This window comes from Dactylosporangium sp. NPDC000555 (assembly GCF_040300025.1).
In the GTDB taxonomy this organism is placed as follows: domain Bacteria; phylum Actinomycetota; class Actinomycetes; order Mycobacteriales; family Micromonosporaceae; genus Dactylosporangium.
Genome location: NZ_JBEPDB010000035.1, coordinates 59,364 through 77,176 on the forward strand (window position 1 = coordinate 59,364; position 17,813 = coordinate 77,176).

The following is a 17,813-nucleotide window of genomic DNA, read 5'->3' on the forward strand; positions in this document are numbered from 1 at the left end:
TACATCAGGAGATGCGGTCGAGGATCAAGGGCCGCTTGGCCGGGGGCGCATCGGCGAGGGTCACCGCGCCGCGGGCCACCTCCAATGCTGCCGGAAGCTTCACGGCGTCCTCGGCGCGCAGCTCCATGAGCACGTCGCCGGCCCGGACCGCCTCGCCGGGCTTGCGGTGCAGCAGGATGCCGGCCGAGGCGCTGACCGGATCCTCTTTCCGGGCGCGGCCCGCGCCGAGGCGCCAGGCGGCCACGCCGACCGCGTAGGCGTCCATGGTGGCCACGAATCCGTCCGCGTCCGCGGTGACCGTCTCGACCTCTTTGGCGACCGGCAGCGGCGCGTCCGGGTCGCCGCCCTGTGCGCGCACGAGCGCCCGCCACGAGTCCATGGCCCGGCCGTCGGCGATCGCGTCGAGCGGGTCGACGTCGCCGAGGCCGACCGCGTCGAGCATCTCCCGCGCCAGGGCCAGGGTGAGCGCGACGACGTCCCGCGGCCCGCCGCCGGCGAGCACCGCCAGGGACTCCTCGACCTCGACCGAGTGCCCGACGGCCCGGCCGAGCGGTACCTCCATGTCGGTGAGCAGCGCGACCGTGGTCACCCCGTGCGCCTTGCCCAGCTCGACCATGGTGCGGGCCAGCTCCCGGGCGTCGGCGACCTCTCGCATGAAGGCGCCCGAGCCGAACTTGACGTCGAGGATGAGCGCGGAGGTGCCCTCGGCGATCTTCTTGCTCATGATCGAGCTTGCGATGAGCGGGATGGCCTCGACGGTGCCGGTGACGTCGCGCAGCGCGTAGAGCTTGCGGTCGGCCGGAGCCAGACCCTCGCCGGCGGCGCAGATGGCCGCGCCGACGGTGCGCAGCTGCTCGACGAACTCCTCGTTGGGCAGCTTGGTGCCGAAGTCGGGGATCGACTCGAGCTTGTCCAGCGTCCCGCCGGTGTGGCCGAGGCCGCGGCCGGACAGCTGCGGTACGGCGGCACCGCAGGCGGCCACGAGCGGCGTGAGCGGCAGCGTGATCTTGTCACCCACGCCGCCGGTGGAGTGCTTGTCGACGGTCGGGCGCCCGACCTTGGACAGGTCCAGCCGCTCGCCGGAGGCGATCATCGCCGCGGTCCAGCGGGCGATCTCCCCCGGGGTCATGCCGTTGAGCAGGATCGCCATCGCCAGGGCCGACATCTGCTCGTCGGCGACCTCGCCGCGGGTGTAGGCGGCGACCACCCAGTCGATCTGCTCGTCGCTCAGCACGCCCCGGTCGCGCTTGGTGCGGATGACGTCCACGGCCGCGAAGCTCATCGGCTGCTCCAATCCTGTTCGATGCCGGCCGGGCGCGGGGTGTCCCCGGCCCAGCTCGCGGTGCCCTGCGCGTCCACGACCACGACCCGCGGGGTGCGGATCCGTCCCCATTCGACCGCCTCCGCGGCCGTGGCGAAGGTGGGGCCCTCCTCCAGGATGCCGGCCGGCTCGTCGTCGCCGGTGCCGGAGGAACGCTCCCAGTACGACGTCCAGACCTGCCGGCCGCCGGCGATGTCGGGGTGGACGAACACCGTGCCACTGCCGACCTTCAGCGCCAGCGCCGCCGGTACCGCCGGCGCCCGGTCCCGCTCGGCGCTCTCGGCCGCGATCCGATCCGACACTCGCTCCAGATCGGCGTCGTCGAACGCGTACGGCAGCAGCGCCGACATCGGCAGCGGGCCGCTCTGGTGGTCGATCAGCAGCTCAGCACCCCCGTGCTCCCACAGCAACTGCCGGCAGCGGCCACACGGCATGAGCGGCCGGCCGCCGGCGTCCACGCAGGCCAGCGCGACCAGCCGGCCACCGCCGGTGATCTGCAGGCTGGACACCAGCCCGCACTCCGCGCACAGCCCGAGCCCGTACGAGGCGTTCTCGACGTTGCAGCCGACCACGACCCGGCCGTCGTCGACGAGGGCGGCGGCGCCGACGGGGAACTTCGAATACGGCGCGTAGGCGCGGCCCATGGCGGTGACGGCCGCGCTGCGCAGCGCGGCCCAATCCACGTTCACCGTCTGTTGAGAATTCACGGTTCCATTCTGCTTCTCGGCGTCATCCGCCGCGGCGATAGCGCTTGCCGTCGGCGGCGGGCATCCGCAGCCGCTGGGCGGCGAGGGCGAGCACCACCAGCACGGTGATGTACGGCGCGGCCTGGACCAGCGCCGTGGGGATCTTGTCGACGGTGAAGAAGATGACGTACGACAGGATGCCCAGCACCGCCGAGGCGATCGCGACGATGTTGTTGCGCCGCCGCAGCTCCCACACGGCCAGCGCCAGCAGCAGCGCGCCGACCAGGATCAGCAGCGCGTGCACCGACTCCGAGCCCCGGCGCAGCTGCAGCGCGTCGGTGTAGCCGAAGAGCGAGGCGCCCAGCGCCAGGCCGCCCGGGCGCCAGTTGCCGAAGATCATCGCGGCGAGGCCGATGTAGCCGCGGCCGCCCGTCTGGCCCTCGCGGAAGATCACCGAGCTGACCGTGGCCAGGTACACGCCGCCCAGGCCGGCCATCGCGCCGGAGATGATCACGCCGTAGTACTTGTACTTGTACACGTTGATGCCGAGGCTCTCCGCGGCCCGCGGGTCCTCGCCGACGGAGCGCACGCGCAGGCCGAACGGGCTGCGCCAGAGCACCAGCCAGGTAAGCACGATCAGCAGTACCGCGAGGATTGTCACCAGCGACACCTGAACCAGCAGGCCGCGCAGCACCCCCGCGACGTCGCTGATCAGAAACCAGTGCCGCTTCTCCAGCCCCGCGAGCCCGTCGACGAACGGCACCGAGACCCGCGGCACGGTCTGGTCGGGCTTCAGCGCCGGCGACTGGGTGGCCCCGCCACTGCCCCACGTGATGAACGAGAGGTACCGCGTGATGCCCGGCGCCAGGATCGTCATCGCCACGCCGGACACGATGTGGTCGACGCCGAAGGTGACCGTCGCGAGCGCGTGGATGAGCCCGCCCACGGCGCCGCCGGCGATGCCGATGAGCAGCCCGATCCACGGGCCGTACTGCAGGCTGCCCCACGCCCCGAACCAGGTGCCCAGGACCATCTGACCCTCGAGGCCGATGTTGACCACGCCGGCCCGCTCGGCCCACAAGCCGCCGAGGCCGGCCAGCCCGATCGGGATCGCCGCCTGCAGCGCGGCCTGGACGGCCCCCTGCGAGGTGACGTCGTCCGCTCCGGTAAGCAGGTGGACCAGCGACAGCCCGACGAGCGTGCCGGCGATGATGAGCAGGATCCGGGAGGTGCCCATCCGGCGTCGCTTCGGCGCCGCCGTTCCCGCCGCGGCGGCGGAGAGCATGGCGTCGGTGCTCACTTCGACTCCTCGGAAGTAGCCGGGGCCAGCAGGGCCGAGCCGGCCGGGGCCGCGGTGGCGGCGCCGACCCGCTGCTGCTGGGCGCGGCGGCCGATGCGGGCCGCAAGCTCGTATGCGATGACCACGGACAGCACCGCGACGCCCTGCATGATCAGCACGATCTCCTTCGGGATGCCGTCGAGGTCGAGGATCAGCTGCGAGCGGGCCAGGAAGCCCCACAGGATCGCGCCGAGCGCCATGCCGACCGGGTGGTTGCGCCCGATCAGGGCGACGGCGATGCCGGTGAAGCCGATGCCGCCGAAGCCCTCGGTGTAGGTGTGCGTCTCGCCGAGCATGCGGGGCAGGTTGACCAGGCCGGCGACCGCGCCGGAGACCAGCATCGCGGTGATGACCATCTTCTTGGCGTTGACGCCGCTGGCAGTGGCCGCGAACGGGTTGTAGCCGGTGGCCCGCAGGTCGAAGCCGAAGCGGGTGCGGTTGATGGTGAACCAGTACGCCACGCCGAGGATCACCGCGACGGCCAGGAAGCCGAGCACCTTCTGGTCGGTGCCGGAGATGATCGGCAGGCCGGGCATCCAGGATTCCTCCGGCAGGATGCCGGTGGTCTTGATCTGCGCGCCCGGCGCCTGCACACCCCAGTGGTCGTTGAGCAGCCAGGTCACCACCTGTGCGCCGATCGCGTTGAGCATCAGCGTCGAGATGACCTCGCTGACGCCCCGCCGGGCCTTGAGCAAGGCGGCGATCGAGGCCCAGGCCGCGCCGACCAGCATGGCCACGACCATGATCAGCGCGATGCGCAGCGCGCCGGGCATCCAGCTCATGAAGGACGCGCTGGCCAGCGCGCCGGCCATGAAGGCACCGATCTTGGACTGGCCCTCGACGCCGATGTTGAACAGGCCCATCTTGAAGCCGATGGCGACCGCGACGGCGGCGATGTAGTACTCGCTGGCCTTGTTCAGGATCTCCACCTGCGAGTCAGGCGTGATGCCGAACGTGTACATGTCGGAGAAGGCCTGGAGCGGGTCCTTGTCCGTGATGATCAGCGCGATGGACGAGATCGCGGCGGCCAGCAAGAGCGCGGCGACCGGGGCGACGAGCTGGGGCACCAGCTTGGCCGGGTCGATGCGCCGCCAGAAAGCGGGCGGCGCCGTGGATCCTGCGCTCACGCCGACACCTCCGGCTCTGTCGTGGCGCCGGTCATGGCGACGCCCAGCTGTTCGGGGGTGACGGTCGCCGGGTTGGCGTCGGCCACGAGCCGGCCGCCGTAGATGACCTTGAGGGAGTCGGACAGCCCGATCAGCTCGTCGAGGTCAGCCGAGATCAGCAGTACGCCCATGCCGGCGATGCGGGCGTTGCGGATGTGGTCCCAGATCGCGGCCTGGGCCCCGACGTCGACCCCGCGGGTCGGATGCGCGGCGATGAGCACCTTCGGCCGGTGGCTCATCTCCCGGCCGACGATCAGCTTCTGCTGGTTGCCGCCGGACAGCGCCACGACGGCGACGTCGATGCTCGGGGTGCGCACGTCATACTCCTCGACGATGCGCTGCGTGTCGCGGCGCGCACCGCCGACGTCGATGAGGAACCCGCGAGCGTTGGGCCGCTCGGTCTGGTGGCCGAGGATCCGGTTCTCCCACAGCGGCGCGTCCAGCAGCAGGCCCTGGCGGTGCCGGTCCTCCGGCACGTAGCCGATGCCGGCCTCGCGGCGGCGCCGGGTCGGCCAGGCGGAGACGTCCTCGCCGCCGAGCCGGATCGTGCCGGTGGCGGGGCGCATGCCGAGAATCGCCTCCGCGAGCTCGGCCTGGCCGTTGCCCTCGACGCCGGCGATGCCGACGACCTCGCCGCGGTGGATCGTGAAGGTCGCGTTGTCGACGAGCGGGCGCCCCTCCGCGCCGAGGACGGTGAGCCCCTCGACGACCAGCGCGGGCTCGTCGGTGACGGTCGACTCGCGCGCCTCCGGGCTGGGTAGCTCACTGCCGACCATGAGCGTGGCAAGCTGGCGGGCGGTCACGTCGGCCGGCTTGACCGAGGCGACCGTGGTGCCGCGGCGGATGACCGTGATGTCGTCGGCAACCGTGCGGACCTCGTCCAGCTTGTGCGAGATGAACAGGACGGTCAGGCCCTCGCGGATGAGTTCGCGCAGATTGCCGAAGAGCTCTTCGACCTCCTGCGGGACGAGCACCGCGGTCGGCTCGTCCAGGATCAGGATCCGGGCGCCGCGGTAGAGGACCTTGAGGATCTCCACGCGCTGCCGGTCGCCGACGCCGAGGTTCTCCACCAGCTCGTCCGGGCGCACGCCCAGGCCGTACCGCTGGGAAATCTCCCTGATCTTGGCTTTTGCCCCCGCCCCGATCCCGTGCAGCTTCTCGGCACCGAGCACGACGTTCTCGGTGACCGTGAAGTTGTCGGCGAGCATGAAGTGCTGGTGCACCATGCCGATGCCCGCCGCGATCGCACCCTGCGGCGACGAGAACCGGACCGGCCGCCCGTCGATGACGATCTCGCCCTCGTCCGGCGGCTGCATGCCGTACAAAATCTTCATCAGGGTCGACTTGCCGGCCCCGTTCTCACCGACGATCGCGTGGATCGTGCCCTTGCGCACGGTGAGGTTGACGTCGGAGTTGGCCACAACGCCGGGAAACCTCTTGGTGATCCCCTTCAGTACGACGGCGGGTGGGTCCGCGGTCATCGGATTCCTTCCGTGGAAACCCCAGCCTTCAGGCGGGGAGGAAACGGAACCCCTGCGGAGCAGGGCAGGGATAGCGACTCGCCGCCAAGGCGGATCGGCGTCTGTCCGCGTGGCACCGCAGGGAATCCATCGGTCAGCATGCTAGGTTTCTGCTTGGCCGCCGGGCTGGCGGTGTCGGCCTGTGGAGTTGATGTAAGACCTCAACGGGGGTCCCCGGACGGGGCGGTTAGCGGTGAAGCAGGAAACCCCTGGGGCGACCCAGGGAATCCCTCCCTCAGGGAGGGGAGGATGTCAACCAGGCTCCTCTGACAGATGAATGGCGGGGGACCGGATCACAGTCCCCCGCCGCACACCCGATGTCTACGTCGACTCGGTGGATTCTTTACTTGCTGGGTACGGTGACCTTGCCCGACACGATGTCGGCCTTGGCCGCGTCGAGCTTGTCCTTGATGTCGTCGACCTGGCCACCGGACGTGGCGTAACCAACGCCGTCGGTCTTGAGGTCGAAGACCGTTGCGCCGGCCTTGAAGTTGTTGGCCGCGTAGTCCTTGACGAAGTTGAACACCGCGTTGTCGACCCGCTTGAGCATCGAGGTCATGATGACCGGCTTCAGCGAGGCGTCGGTGACGGTGTTGTACTGGTCGGAGTCGACGCCGATGGCCAGGGCCTTCTTGTCCTTGGCGGCCTCGAAGACGCCGGTGCCGGAGCCACCGGCCGCCGCGTAGACGATGTCCGCGCCCTGGTCGTACATGCCGCTGGCGGACGTCTTGCCGCCGGCCGGGTCGTTGAAGCCCTTGCAGGCGTCGGCCGGGGTCGACAGGTAGTTGGTCAGCACCTTGATGTCGGCCTTGGTGGCCTTGGCGCCGGCCGTGAAGCCCGCCTCGAACTTCTTGATCAGGTCGACCTGGCAGCCGCCGATGAAGCCGACCGTGCCGGTCTTGGACTTCAGGGCCGCGGCGACGCCGACCAGGTAGGAGCCCTGCTCCTCGGCGAAGGTCAGGTCGGCGACGTTGTCGGCCTGGGTGCCGCCGTCGACGATCGCGAACTTGGTGGTCGGGCATTCCTTGGCCGCGCGGGCGAGCGGGCCGTTCTTGGCGTCGGCGCCGTCGTAGACGAAGCCGACGGCGATGACCGGGTTGTAGCCGGTGCTGCACAGCATCTTCAGGCGCGAGTACTTGTCGTTCTCGCTCTCGCCGGCGACCGCGGCCAGGTCCTTGATCTCGATGTTCAGGTCGCTCTTGACCCGGTCCAGGCCCGCGGCGGCGGAGTCGTTGAAGGACTTGTCGCCCCGGCCGCCGATGTCGAAGGCGAGGCCCACCTTGATGTGCTTCTTCTCGGGTCCCGCGCTGCTGTCGCTGCCAGTGCTGCCCTTGTCACCGCAAGCGGCAATGCTGCTCAACGCGACGAACGCCACCACGGCGCCCCCGAGAACCTTCATCCCACGCACTCGGCGCAAGACGGTCTCCCTTCCCAATGCACCGCCCCAACGCGGTGAACCCAACGGCGGGAGCGTACGCCCTTGATGGTGCTGTTCTCGCCCTTGCTGCCGGGTTGGGAGGAGTGCGTTATATGGCCGTGACGTGCCGAGCGTCGTTCCCGCGTTCTGAGATCGATCTTGTAACACCACAGTTACGTCCGGAAGCCGGAGGGCCGCTACCAAAACACGGCAACCGCGGCGTTGGCGACCGTCAACCCGGTCAGAGCGAGGAAATGGCCGCGGTTGACCTCGTCCCGCTTACGGGAGAAGAACGCCATGACGAAGATCATGATGCCGATCAGGAGCTTGACGGCGAGCTTTGCCGACGGTGGCTCGTGATCGCCGCCGCCGCGCAGTGGTGCCGCCAGCCCGAGGCCGGTGACCACCTGGATGACGGCGCCCCAGAGCATGGCCGGGTTGATGCGCAACCTGCCGGTCAGGTATTGCGCGATCGAGCCGCCGAGCAGCATCGCGAAGCCGATGAGGTGCAGGAACAGGAGGGTGAGCCGCAATGGTTCCATCCGCGCAAGGTAGCGGGCGGTTGACTCTCCCCTTGCTGGAGGGTCGAGGATCCGGGCATGAACATCGGCGAGCTGTCCCGTCTCACCGGGCTGCCGGTCAAGACGATCCGGTACTACTCCGACGTCGGGCTGGTGCCGGAGGCCGAGCGGTCGCGGGCCGGTTATCGGCGGTACGACCACGGCTCGATCGTGCGGCTGGAGTTCGTGCGCACCCTGCGCGAGCTGGGGTTCGACCTCGCCACGATCCGCCAGGTGCTCGACCGCGGGGCGGACCTGCGCGGGGTCGCGGCCGCGCACGCCGACGCGCTCGGCGCGCAGATCCGGGTGCTGCGGCTGCGCCGGGCGGCCCTGCGCGCGGTGGCCGTCCGCGACGCCACCCCCGCCGACCTGGAGCGCCTGACGAAGATCGCGCGGGCCAGCGCCGACGAGCGGCAGCGGATCGTCGGCGAGTTCTTCGACAGCATCTTCGCCGGCATCGCCGACAGCGACGAGTCGCGGCGGTTCACCGAGGGAATGCGCAGCGTGTCGGCGGACCTGCCGGACGAGCCGACCGACGAGCAGGTCGACGCCTGGATCGAGCTGGCCGAGATGCTGCGGCAGGAGGACTTCCGCGACAAGCTGCGACAGATGGGCCGGCGCAGCTTCGAGCCGGGCGCGCGGCGGGTCGTGCCGACCGACATGTCGCAGATCAACTGGTTCGTCGAGCGGGTCGGCGAGGCCCAGGACGGCGGCGCGCCCGACCCGGCGGCGGTGGTCGACGAGGTGATGGGGCGCTGGGCGGAGGCGGCCGGACGCGCGGACGGGCCCGAGCTGCGCGACGAGGTCATCGAGGCGCTGGAGGGGGCGATCGAGCCCCGGGCGGAGCGCTACTGGCAGCTGATGGCCACCATCAACGGCTGGCCGCCGATCCCCGCCACGACGCACCGCTGGGCGTGGTTCCTGTCGGCCCTGAAGGCGACCCGCGGCCGGTAGGCCGATCTCGCGCCGTGGCGGGCGGCCTCAGCGGCCCGGCGCACCGCTGGCGCCGAGCCGCTGGACGAGATGAGGCCGGTTCAGACCGGGGTTCAGTTCGTCAGCTTGGCCGCGATGCGGGCGAAGCCCTCGCGGATCTCGCCGACCGACGGCGGCTCGTGCGTGTGGTCGCCGTGGTCATGGTCGCCATGGTCGTGGTCGTGGTCGTCGTACCCGGCGAGCTCCGCGTCGAGCGCGGCCGTCTCCACGTCCTCGTTCTCGGCCGCGAGCCGCGAGGCGGCGATGTCGCCCTGGATCTGCGCGACGGTCACGTGCGGCTGCAGCGGCTCCACGACCGCCATCAGCTCCTCGTCGGCCACCACGGCCTCCGCGAGCGCGAGCGCGTGCGCGCGCTCGTAGGGGCCGCAAACGACCGGCTCCCACTCCTCCTCGTCGTTCATCGGGCCGAAGGTGATGATCCACGGCAGGGTCAGCGCCGGCGCGTCGGCCGGCAGGTCCAAAGTCACAAGTGCACCCACGGCGCCCATCATGACGGTTCCGGGCGCTCGGCACCCGCCGAACCGCCGGAGGGGTGACGCGCGCGGCGATCTACGCCGCCCGCTCCGTCGACTCGGCCGCCTGCACCTCGGTCCGTGGCCGGCCGCCGGCCAGGTCGACGACCCGGCCGTGCGGGCTGGTCGCGGCCAGCGCCGCGGCGAACAGCAGGAGCTGGTGCAGCAGGTACATGTACAGCAGCAGCCCGATCGTGCCGGCGACCAGCTGGTAGGCCGGGTTGTGCTCGGTGCGGGTGATGTACCACTTCCCCACCGTCTTGAGCAGGCCCAGCCCGACGGCGAACAGCAGCGCCGAGGGCCACAGGCGGCGCAGCGACATGCGCAGCCGGGGCACCCCGACCAGCAGGGCCCCGCCGAGGAACACGTCGACCACGCCGGACAGCAGCGTGGAGAAGGCGCGCAGGGCGACCCGCACCGGGTCCTGCCCGGCATCGCCGGCCAGCCAGTACAGCAGTTCCTGCATCCCGGCGAAGATGCCGATCGAGATCAGCATCAGCAGGCCCAGCGTGACCAGGACGGCGAGATCGACGAGCCAGCGCACGACGGCGTTGCCCGGGTGCTGTTGCAGCTGCCACAGGGCCCGCTGCGACGAGCGCAGGTTCTCCACCCAGCCGACGCCGGCGAGGACCAGACCGGCGAGCGCGAGCATGCCGATCTGCTGGCTGCCGGCGAAGATCTCGTCGGAGTGCAGCTGGGGCAGGTTGGCCTGCAGATAGACCTGCACCCGCTCGACGACGAGCTTGTTGCCGCCCAGCACCCGGCCGAGGATGAAGAACAGCACGACCACCATGGCGAACACGGCGAAGAAGCCGTAATAGGCGGTCGCGGCGGCCAGGCGGACGGCGTCGACGTCGAAGTACCGCTGCTGCGCCCGCCAGACATGGTCGAACACCCGCGATCGGTGCCGGGCCGCGGCCACCGCGCGGTCGAAACCGGCCTCCAGCCGGTCGAGGGTGCTCACCCCTCAATCGTCCGTCGTGAGGCGGTACTCCGCATAGGGACGCCACCGGCCCCCGTCATCGTGCTCGAAGAGCGTGAACCCGCCGACCGCGAACGACGCCTCGTAGCCGGCCAGGTCGGCGAACACGGCGTCGAGCTGCGCGGACGGTACGTCGTGGGCCACCGTCACGTGCGGGTGGTACGGAAACCGCGCCGTGCTGCGGGCGGAATCGCGGATCGCGTGCGCCGCGAGCACGGCCTCGTGCAGCTGCTCACACTCGCTGATGCCGGCCGCGACCGCGACGAACACCACCTGGGTGACCGGCCGGAACGTGCCGGTGCCGCGCAGCCGCACGGTGAACGCCCGGTGCGCCCGGGCGACGTCGCGCAGGTGCCGGTCGATCCCGGGCAGGTCCACGGCGTCGACCTCGGTCGGGCCGAGCAGGGTGACGTGAGCCGGCACATACTCCGCGACCCGGTCACCGGCGGCCAGCCGGGCGGCGGTGAGCTCGCCACCCCACGGCTCCGGGAGGTCGATCGCGACTCCGATGGTGGTCTTGTCCACCTCAGTGCGCGGCAGCGCCGGGGGCGAGGAAGCCGATGCGGTCGTACACCGACTTCAGCGTCGGCGCGGCCACCGCGCGCGCCTTCTCCGCGCCGACCGCGAGCAGCTTGTCCAGCTGGGACGGATCGTCGAGGTAGGCGTTGGTGCGCTGCTGGATCGGCTTGACGAACTCGACCACGACCTCGGCGAGGTCCTTCTTCAGGTCGCCGTAGCCCTTCCCGTCGTACGCCTCGACCAGCTCGTCGATCGTCCGGCCGGTCAGCGCGGCGTAGATCGTGAGCAGGTTGGACACGCCGGGCTTGTCCGTCTGATCGAAGATGATCTCGCGGCCGGTGTCGGTGACCGCCGACTTGATCTTCTTGGCGATCCGCGCCGGCTCCTCCAGCAGCTCGACCAGGCCGTTGGCGGTCGACGCCGACTTCGACATCTTCGCCGTCGGCTCCTGCAGGTCGGTGATTTTGGCGGTGTCCTTGATGATGTACGGCACCGGGACGGTGAACGTCGGGCCGAACGTGGTGTTGAACCGCTGGGCCAGGTCGCGGGTCAGCTCCAGGTGCTGGCGCTGGTCCTCGCCGACCGGCACGGCGTCCGCGTGATACAGCAGGATGTCCGCGGCCTGCAGGATCGGGTAGGTGAACAGCCCGACGCTGGTGCGGTCGGCGCCCTGCTTGGCCGACTTGTCCTTGAACTGCGTCATCCGGCTGGCCTCACCGAAGCCGGTCAGGCAGTTCATCACCCAGGCGAGCTGGGCGTGCTCGGGCACGTGGCTCTGCACGAACAGCGTGCACCGCTCCGGGTCGAGGCCCACGGCGAGCAGCTGGGCCGCACTCACCCGGGTGCGCTTACGCAGCAGCTCCGGATCGTGACCCATGGTGATCGCGTGCTGGTCGACGACGCAGTAGAACGTGTCATGGGTCTCTTGCATGGCCACCCAGTTGCGCAGGGCGCCGAGGTAGTTGCCCAGGTGGAACGAGTCGGCGGTGGGCTGGATCCCGGAGAAGACCCGCGGCCTGACAGGAGACGACATGCCCGCCATTCTGTCAGGCGCAACCGGAACCTCCACACAGACGTCTGTCTGGTTAGCGTGACGGGTGGCGGACTAGGGAGGTGGCGTGTGGGCGACGAACTGGAGGCCCGCGAGGCCGTACGCGACGCATACCAGGCTCACTACCGCCGACTCGTGGCCGCGCTCTACGCGCTGACCGGCGATCACGCCGAGGCGCAGGATCTCGTCCAGGAGGCGTATGCGCGGGCCCTCGCCCGGCCCCGGCAGTTCCTCGACGTCGCCGACCCGGAGGCGTGGCTGCGCACCGTCGCCATGAACCTGGCACGCACGCGCTGGCGGCGGCGGCGCCTGTTCGACACACTGGTGCGCAGCGGCCGGGTCGCCCGGCCGGTGGAGAGCGTGCCGGGCGTCGACCCCAACCGGGTCGCCCTGGTCGCCGCCCTCCAGCAGTTGTCGCAGGCGACGCGGGAGACGATCGTGCTGCACCACCTGGCGGACATGTCCGTGCACGAGGTCGCCGAGGCGCTCGGCGTGCCGGTCGGCACGGTCAAGGCGCGCCTGTCCCGCGGCCGCGCGATGCTCGCCACCCTGCTCAGCGACGTCGAGGTGGGCTCGCCGGCCAGAGCGGACGCGGCGCGCCGGCGGCCGATCGTGCCGCCGGCCATCCGGCCGCAAGAGGTGCGAGATGCGCCCTGAGCTGGACTTCCGCACACTCCGCACGCAGATCGAGTCGGCCACCTGGGTCCCCGACTTCAACACGCTCTACCGGCGCGCCGGCCGGGTTCGCATGCGCGACCGGCTGACCGTGCTCGGCGCGCTGCTCGGCACGCTCGGCGTCCTCGCGCCGGTCGCGCTCGCCGGCATCTTCGGCCGGCCGGCCCCCGCCGTGCTGGGCCCCAATCCCGACCTCAGCGGGGCGTACGACCCGGGGCCGACGGCCACACCGAGTAGTTCCACCGGGGCGACCGCCGGCCGCTTTCCGTCCACGATCACGGTCCTCGCCGCCGCGGGCGACCTTGCGGACCTCATCGCCGCCGTCGACGTCTGCGTCGAGGTGCCGCAGGCGCGCCGGTGCAGCCTGCAGATCACCAGGCTGGGCGGCACCGAGCGACGGACGCCATTCGTGCTCGACGCGCTGCGGGCGAGCCCGCTGGACAAGATCGGCAACGTCCAGCTGACCCGCATCGCGACCGGCACCTACATGCTCAGCGGCGAGGTCAGCGCCGGGTCGCGCTCCTGCGTGCAGTTCCGGCTCACCGGCGACACCCAGACCCCGCTGCCCGCGCAGACCGGCTCGCCGGTGATCGGGCCCAGCGAGCACCTTCCGCTGGGCGGCGGCGACCAGGCGGTGCAGCTGGTGCAGTACGGTGACCTGTTCGGCGTGCGCGGGATCGACGGCGCGCTGAGCCTCGTCGGCCAGCCGCCGATAGCCCGCCGCACCGTCCTCAACGGGCTGCCGGCCGGGACCGGGTGGTGGGTCGCCGGCGCCGACCTGCGCACCGGGGCGCCGGCCGTGAGTGTCAGCGTCGACCAGGGCCAGAACTGGACCGCGAGCACGCTGGACGCCCCGCCCGGCATCGACGTGCCGACCGTGGTGACCCTGGACGGGCGCAACGCGTGGGCCTTCGTACGGTACAGCCACGCCATCCGCTTCTTCCGCACCTCGGACGGCGGCGCGTACTGGCGCGAGATCCGCACCCCGATCGAGCTCCCGGCATCGCTGAAAACGCTGGAAAACCGCCGCTTCGGCGCGCTGGTCCGCCCCGACCGCTCGCTGCTACTGTGGTTCCAGGCCGACACCGAGACGATCTTCCTGGAGAGCAACGACGGCGAGCACTTCGGCGTCGTCGTCGGCCCGGGCGGCGCCATCGCCCCCGTCGACAACGGCTACGCGTCCCTGGGCGACCCCGCACGGGTCTCGACCGACGCCCACACCTGGCGGGAGGCCACCCTGTCCGCCACCGTGCTGCCGACCTGACCGGAAGAACAAGCTGACCGGAAGAACGAGCCGGCCGGAAAAACTTGACCGGAAATCGCGGGAACCGGGCGGCCGCCCCGGGGATCGTTGACGGCGTGGGCGACGTCGCTGAGGTGTACCACGCCTGCTACCGCAGGCTGGTCGTGCAGCTCTTGGCGTTCACCACGGACCTGAACGAGGCGCAGGACGTCGTGCAGGAGGCGTTTGCGCGGGCCGTCGCGCGCCCGCGCGGATTCGCCGGCATCGACAACCCCGAGGCCTGGTTGCGCACCGTCGCGCTCAACGTCGCCCGCCGGCGGTGGCGCCGCCGCCGGGTACTCGACCTGATTCTCCTGCGCGAGCGCCCGCTGCAGGACCACCCCGGCCTCGACACCAGAGCCGACCTGACCACCGATCTGAAGAAGGCGCTCGACGCCATACCACGCAGCTACCGGGAGGTCATCGTGCTGCACTACTACGCCGACCTCAGCGTGGACGAGATCTCCGCCGCGCTGAACATCCCCGCCGGCACCGTGAAGTCGCGGCTCTCGCGAGGCCGGGCGGCGCTGGCCGTGCTCCTCGGCGGGCACGAGATGGCCCGTGCCTGACCTGGAGACGCGGCTGCGCGCCGAGCGCGACCGCCTCGACATCGACCAGCCCCCGCTCTCGATCATCGCCGCCCGGGCCGCCGCGCTGCGCCGCCGCCGCCTCGCCGCCCGGGCCGGACTGGCCGGTGCGGCCGCCCTGACCGCGGTCGCGGTCGCCGGCGGCGCGCTCGCCGCGCTGCGCGGCGGCGATCCCCCGGCCCCGGCGGTCGCCGCGTCCGACCCGTCCGGCGCGTGGTCCGCCGAGGGGATCACCATCGTCGGCCTGCCCCGCCTTCCGCGGGATCTGCCCGGCTCGGTGCGCGAGGCCGAGTTCCTCGACGCCGGGCGCGGGTTCCTGCTGACCGCGGACTGCTGTACCGCATGGCTCAGCGTCACCACCGACGGCGGCGAGACCTGGCACACCACGCCCTCGCCGGTCGCCGGGCTGCCCACGCTCGTCGCCGGCGCAGACGCGGTCACGCTGCTGGGCGCCGCCCCCGACTACCCGCGGGCGAGCACCTCCGACGGCGAGCACTGGACCTCCTCCGCCCTGCCACCGGCGCCGCCGGCCACGCTCACCGGCGCCTCCCGGCTGGTGCCCCTCGGTATCGGCGCCTGCGGCGACACCACCGGTGCCCTCGCCGGCCCGGAGCTGGCCCCGGTGCCGCAGCAGCCGCCCATCACCGCATGCTGGTGGTCCCCGGTCCGCGCGGGCGACGGCTCGTGGTGGGTCGGCGGCCGCGACGCGAGCGGCCGCCCGGCGGTGGCGGTGTCGCGCGACGACGGCTCGCACTGGTCGGTCAGCGCCTTCGCGGGCTTTCCGGCGTCCGCGTACGCCCGGGCCGCGATGCTGGGCCGCAGCGTCCACGTCATGGTGGTCTCCCCGCCGACCGAGCCAGCAACCGGTCCGGACCGCCTGCTCGGCGTGGCGCAGTCCACGGACGGCGGCGCGACCTTCGGCCCGGTGCACCCGACCGGGGACCAGGCCACGATCGGTGGCGACCTGGTCCCGCTGCTGGACGGCCGCCTGCTGATCGTGGACGGCCTCGGCCACTGGCTGGTGTCGGAGAACGGCGGCGTGTCGTGGCACCGGCTGGAGGGCCTGCACGCGACGATGCGGCTGGCGCGCACGGAGGGCGGCTACATCGCATACGGCATGTCCACCATCTACACGGCGTTCTCCGCCGACGGCTCGACGTGGCAGAAGCTGGACGCCCGGTAGCCGGTCAGCGGCGCATGAACGACCAGGCGTCGGCGACCATCGTGGCCAGGTCCGGGAACTGCGGCGTCCACGAGAGTTCGCGCTTCGCCTTGTCCGCCGCCGCGACCAGCCGGGCCGGGTCGCCCGGGCGGCGCGGGGCCATCTCGACCGGGATCGGGTCGCCGGTGACCTGGCGTACCACCTCGATGACCTGACGGTTGGAGAAGCCGGTGCCGTTGCCCAGATTGAAGATCCGGTGGCTGGCCCGGGAGTGCGGGTCGTCCATCGTCTGCAGCGCCTTCAGGTGGGCCGCACCCAGGTCGGCGACGTGGATGTAGTCGCGGATGTTCGTGCCGTCGGGGGTGTCGTAGTCGTCGCCGAAGATCTGCAGCTTCTCGCGGCGGCCCGCGGCCACCTGCAGGGCGATCGGGATCAGGTGCGTCTCCGGGTCGTGACGCTCGCCGATCATCGAGCCGTCGGGGCGGCGCAGGGCACCGGCGACGTTGAAGTACCGCAGGCTCACCGCGGAGAACCCGTGCGCCACGGCGAAGCCGGTGAGCGCGTGATCGGCGGCGAGCTTCGAGGTCGCATACGGGTTGGGCGGGCGCACCGCGGCCGTCTCCGGGATCGGCACCACGTCGGGGTCGCCGTACACGTTGGCGGTGGACGAGAACACCAGGCGGCGCACCCCGGCCGCGAGCATCGCGTCGAGCAACCGCAGCGTGCCGGTCGCGTTGTTCTCCCAGTACTTCTCCGGCCTCTGCACGCTCTCGCCGGCCGCGATGAAGGCCGCGAAGTGCAGCACCCCGTCGAACCCGGCCGATGGCGTCAACAGGTCGCCGATCGCGTCGTGCACCCGGCCGCGCACGAAGCGCGCACCCTCGGGCACGGCCTCGGCGTGTCCGGTGGAGAGATCGTCAAGCACCACCACCTCGTGCCCGGCGTCCAGCAGCAGCGCGGTGACGACGCTGCCAATGTATCCGGCACCCCCCGTGACGAGCAGCTTCACAGCGACCTCCCAAAAGTCGACACATTCCAAGAAATTTGCAGTTCGCGCGTGAACGACCGGGCACGGGACGCCTACACTTTGTGCTATGCCGGAGCCCGGCCGTCGAACTGGCCCCGGAACCATACGACAGACTGTGGCCGCCCTGCTGAACCGCTGGGCGGAGCGTCTTCACGCTACCCCGCTCACACCACGCGTCTCCGAGGCGGAGCTGCGCACCCTCATCACGGTGAACTCCGGCACCGGGCACGTCCGCGAGGTGATGGTGCCGCGCACCGACGTGGTCTTCCTCGACGCGTCGCTCACGGTCGCCGATGCCATTCATGCGGTACGCCGGGCAACACACTCCCGCTTCCCGGTCATCGACGGCGACCCGGACGACGTTCTCGGCTTCGTCCACGTGCGCGACCTGACCCTGCTGCCCGCGGTCGACCCGACGGTCACGCTGCGCCACCTCACCCGCGAGGTCAAGCGGCTACCGGCCAGCAAGCGCGTCCTCGCCGCCCTGTCCGAGATGCGCCGCGAGGGCCATCACCTGGCGGTCGTCGTCGACGAGTACGGCGGCACGGCCGGCATCGTGACGCTGGAGGACCTGATCGAGCAGCTCGTCGGGGAGATCCACGACGAGTACGACGCGCCACCCGCCCCGCCGCGGGTGGACGAGGGCAGCCACGAGGTCGATGGCCGGCTCAACCTGGCCGACCTCGCCGAGCGCACCGGCCTGACGCTGCCGACCGGCCCCTACGAGACGGTGGCGGGCTTTCTGATGGCGCGGCTGGGCAAGCTGCCCAAGGTGGGCGACAACGTGCGCCACGACGGCTGGCACCTGCGGGTGAACACCGTGGAGGGCCGCCGGGTGGCCCGAATCTCGGTGGCGCGGCCGATTCCCCCGCCGCGCCAGCCGTCGTAAACCCGAGGTCAGCCGGCCTCGATGATCATTCCGGCGCCGACCGTGCGGTTGGTGGACTCGTCGATGATGATGAACCCACCCGTGGTCCGGTTGCGCCGATACTCATCCGCCAGCAGCGGCACCGT

General features: G+C 71.4%; 19 protein-coding genes. 6 read left to right on the forward strand and 13 right to left on the reverse strand.

The window, feature by feature from the left end:
- Positions 1-4: 4 nt before the first annotated feature.
- The 7 genes from ABT297_RS21710 to ABT297_RS21740 form a co-directional block, all read right to left on the reverse strand.
- Positions 5-1,282, reverse strand: a complete 1,278-nt coding sequence (locus ABT297_RS21710; protein ID WP_350552387.1) for a thymidine phosphorylase — start codon at positions 1,280-1,282, stop codon at positions 5-7.
- Positions 1,279-2,010 (reverse strand): cytidine deaminase, encoded by a 732-nt coding sequence (locus tag ABT297_RS21715; RefSeq protein ID WP_502885615.1) that lies wholly within the window; start codon positions 2,008-2,010, stop codon positions 1,279-1,281. Before ABT297_RS21715 ends, ABT297_RS21710 begins: the two co-directional genes overlap by 4 nt.
- 40 nt (positions 2,011-2,050) lie before the next feature.
- The gene (locus ABT297_RS21720; RefSeq protein ID WP_350552392.1) at positions 2,051-3,307 is read right to left on the reverse strand and encodes an ABC transporter permease; all 1,257 of its coding nucleotides are present in this window, start codon (positions 3,305-3,307) and stop codon (positions 2,051-2,053) included.
- On the reverse strand, positions 3,304-4,473 hold the full coding sequence (locus ABT297_RS21725) for an ABC transporter permease (RefSeq protein ID WP_350552395.1): 1,170 nt from the start codon (positions 4,471-4,473) through the stop codon (positions 3,304-3,306). The genes ABT297_RS21720 and ABT297_RS21725 overlap by 4 nt, the downstream gene beginning before the upstream one ends.
- Positions 4,470-5,993, reverse strand: a complete 1,524-nt coding sequence (locus tag ABT297_RS21730) for an ABC transporter ATP-binding protein (RefSeq protein WP_350552398.1) — start codon at positions 5,991-5,993, stop codon at positions 4,470-4,472. Before ABT297_RS21730 ends, ABT297_RS21725 begins: the two co-directional genes overlap by 4 nt.
- 382 nt (positions 5,994-6,375) lie before the next feature.
- Positions 6,376-7,431 carry a BMP family lipoprotein gene (locus tag ABT297_RS21735; protein WP_350552401.1) on the reverse strand — a complete coding sequence of 352 codons (1,056 nt, stop codon included), beginning with the start codon at positions 7,429-7,431 and terminating at the stop codon, positions 6,376-6,378.
- A gap of 215 nt (positions 7,432-7,646) precedes the next feature.
- Positions 7,647-7,991, reverse strand: a complete 345-nt coding sequence (locus ABT297_RS21740; protein ID WP_350552403.1) for a hypothetical protein — start codon at positions 7,989-7,991, stop codon at positions 7,647-7,649.
- A 57-nt stretch (positions 7,992-8,048) separates the two neighbouring features.
- On the opposite strand from ABT297_RS21740, the gene ABT297_RS21745 reads away from it, so the two are divergent.
- Positions 8,049-8,963, forward strand: coding sequence for a MerR family transcriptional regulator (locus tag ABT297_RS21745; RefSeq protein ID WP_350552406.1), 915 nt, complete (start codon positions 8,049-8,051; stop codon positions 8,961-8,963).
- A 92-nt stretch (positions 8,964-9,055) separates the two neighbouring features.
- Here ABT297_RS21745 and ABT297_RS21750 read toward each other — a convergent pair whose 3' ends face one another.
- The 4 genes from ABT297_RS21750 to trpS form a co-directional block, all read right to left on the reverse strand.
- Entirely contained in the window at positions 9,056-9,481 is a 426-nt protein-coding gene (locus ABT297_RS21750; RefSeq protein WP_350552408.1) for a hypothetical protein, read from the reverse strand.
- A 70-nt stretch (positions 9,482-9,551) separates the two neighbouring features.
- Positions 9,552-10,478 (reverse strand): YihY/virulence factor BrkB family protein, encoded by a 927-nt coding sequence (locus tag ABT297_RS21755; RefSeq protein ID WP_350552411.1) that lies wholly within the window; start codon positions 10,476-10,478, stop codon positions 9,552-9,554.
- Between the two features lie 3 nt (positions 10,479-10,481).
- Positions 10,482-11,036 (reverse strand): 2'-5' RNA ligase family protein, encoded by a 555-nt coding sequence (locus tag ABT297_RS21760; RefSeq protein WP_502885616.1) that lies wholly within the window; start codon positions 11,034-11,036, stop codon positions 10,482-10,484.
- Positions 11,023-12,057, reverse strand: coding sequence for a tryptophan--tRNA ligase (gene trpS / locus ABT297_RS21765; RefSeq protein WP_502885614.1), 1,035 nt, complete (start codon positions 12,055-12,057; stop codon positions 11,023-11,025). The genes ABT297_RS21760 and trpS overlap by 14 nt, the downstream gene beginning before the upstream one ends.
- A gap of 78 nt (positions 12,058-12,135) precedes the next feature.
- Here trpS and ABT297_RS21770 point away from each other — a divergent pair, with 78 nt between their 5' ends.
- The 4 genes from ABT297_RS21770 to ABT297_RS21785 all read left to right on the forward strand — a co-directional run bounded on the left by ABT297_RS21770 (position 12,136) and on the right by ABT297_RS21785 (position 15,793).
- Positions 12,136-12,723 (forward strand): RNA polymerase sigma factor, encoded by a 588-nt coding sequence (locus ABT297_RS21770; RefSeq protein ID WP_350552421.1) that lies wholly within the window; start codon positions 12,136-12,138, stop codon positions 12,721-12,723.
- Positions 12,713-14,005 (forward strand): sialidase family protein, encoded by a 1,293-nt coding sequence (locus ABT297_RS21775; RefSeq protein ID WP_350552424.1) that lies wholly within the window; start codon positions 12,713-12,715, stop codon positions 14,003-14,005. The genes ABT297_RS21770 and ABT297_RS21775 overlap by 11 nt, the downstream gene beginning before the upstream one ends.
- A 95-nt stretch (positions 14,006-14,100) precedes the next feature.
- Positions 14,101-14,592, forward strand: a complete 492-nt coding sequence (locus ABT297_RS21780; protein ID WP_350552426.1) for an RNA polymerase sigma factor — start codon at positions 14,101-14,103, stop codon at positions 14,590-14,592.
- Positions 14,585-15,793, forward strand: coding sequence for a sialidase family protein (locus tag ABT297_RS21785; RefSeq protein ID WP_350552427.1), 1,209 nt, complete (start codon positions 14,585-14,587; stop codon positions 15,791-15,793). Before ABT297_RS21780 ends, ABT297_RS21785 begins: the two co-directional genes overlap by 8 nt.
- Positions 15,794-15,797: 4 nt before the next feature.
- Here the strand turns inward: ABT297_RS21785 and galE are convergent, their stop codons facing one another.
- Entirely contained in the window at positions 15,798-16,781 is a 984-nt protein-coding gene (galE, locus tag ABT297_RS21790) for a UDP-glucose 4-epimerase GalE (protein ID WP_350552430.1), read from the reverse strand.
- A 133-nt stretch (positions 16,782-16,914) separates the two neighbouring features.
- Here galE and ABT297_RS21795 point away from each other — a divergent pair, with 133 nt between their 5' ends.
- Complete coding sequence (locus tag ABT297_RS21795; RefSeq protein ID WP_350552432.1) at positions 16,915-17,688, forward strand: hemolysin family protein; 774 nt, start codon at positions 16,915-16,917, stop codon at positions 17,686-17,688.
- A gap of 8 nt (positions 17,689-17,696) precedes the next feature.
- Here ABT297_RS21795 and ABT297_RS43180 read toward each other — a convergent pair.
- Positions 17,697-17,813, reverse strand: a 117-nt coding sequence (locus ABT297_RS43180) for an elongation factor 1-alpha C-terminal domain-related protein (protein WP_502885617.1), incomplete at its 5' end; no start/stop codon positions are given.

Coding starts and splice junctions, on each gene's coding strand:
- ABT297_RS21775 (WP_350552424.1), top strand. CDS start 12,713: ATGCGCCCTGAGCTGGACTTCCGCACACTCCGCACGCAGATCGAGTCG.
- ABT297_RS21740 (WP_350552403.1), bottom strand. CDS start 7,991: ATGGAACCATTGCGGCTCACCCTCCTGTTCCTGCACCTCATCGGCTTC.
- ABT297_RS21745 (WP_350552406.1), top strand. CDS start 8,049: ATGAACATCGGCGAGCTGTCCCGTCTCACCGGGCTGCCGGTCAAGACG.
- ABT297_RS21735 (WP_350552401.1), bottom strand. CDS start 7,431: ATGAAGGTTCTCGGGGGCGCCGTGGTGGCGTTCGTCGCGTTGAGCAGC.
- ABT297_RS21710 (WP_350552387.1), bottom strand. CDS start 1,282: ATGAGCTTCGCGGCCGTGGACGTCATCCGCACCAAGCGCGACCGGGGC.
- trpS (WP_502885614.1), bottom strand. CDS start 12,057: ATGGCGGGCATGTCGTCTCCTGTCAGGCCGCGGGTCTTCTCCGGGATC.
- ABT297_RS21730 (WP_350552398.1), bottom strand. CDS start 5,993: ATGACCGCGGACCCACCCGCCGTCGTACTGAAGGGGATCACCAAGAGG.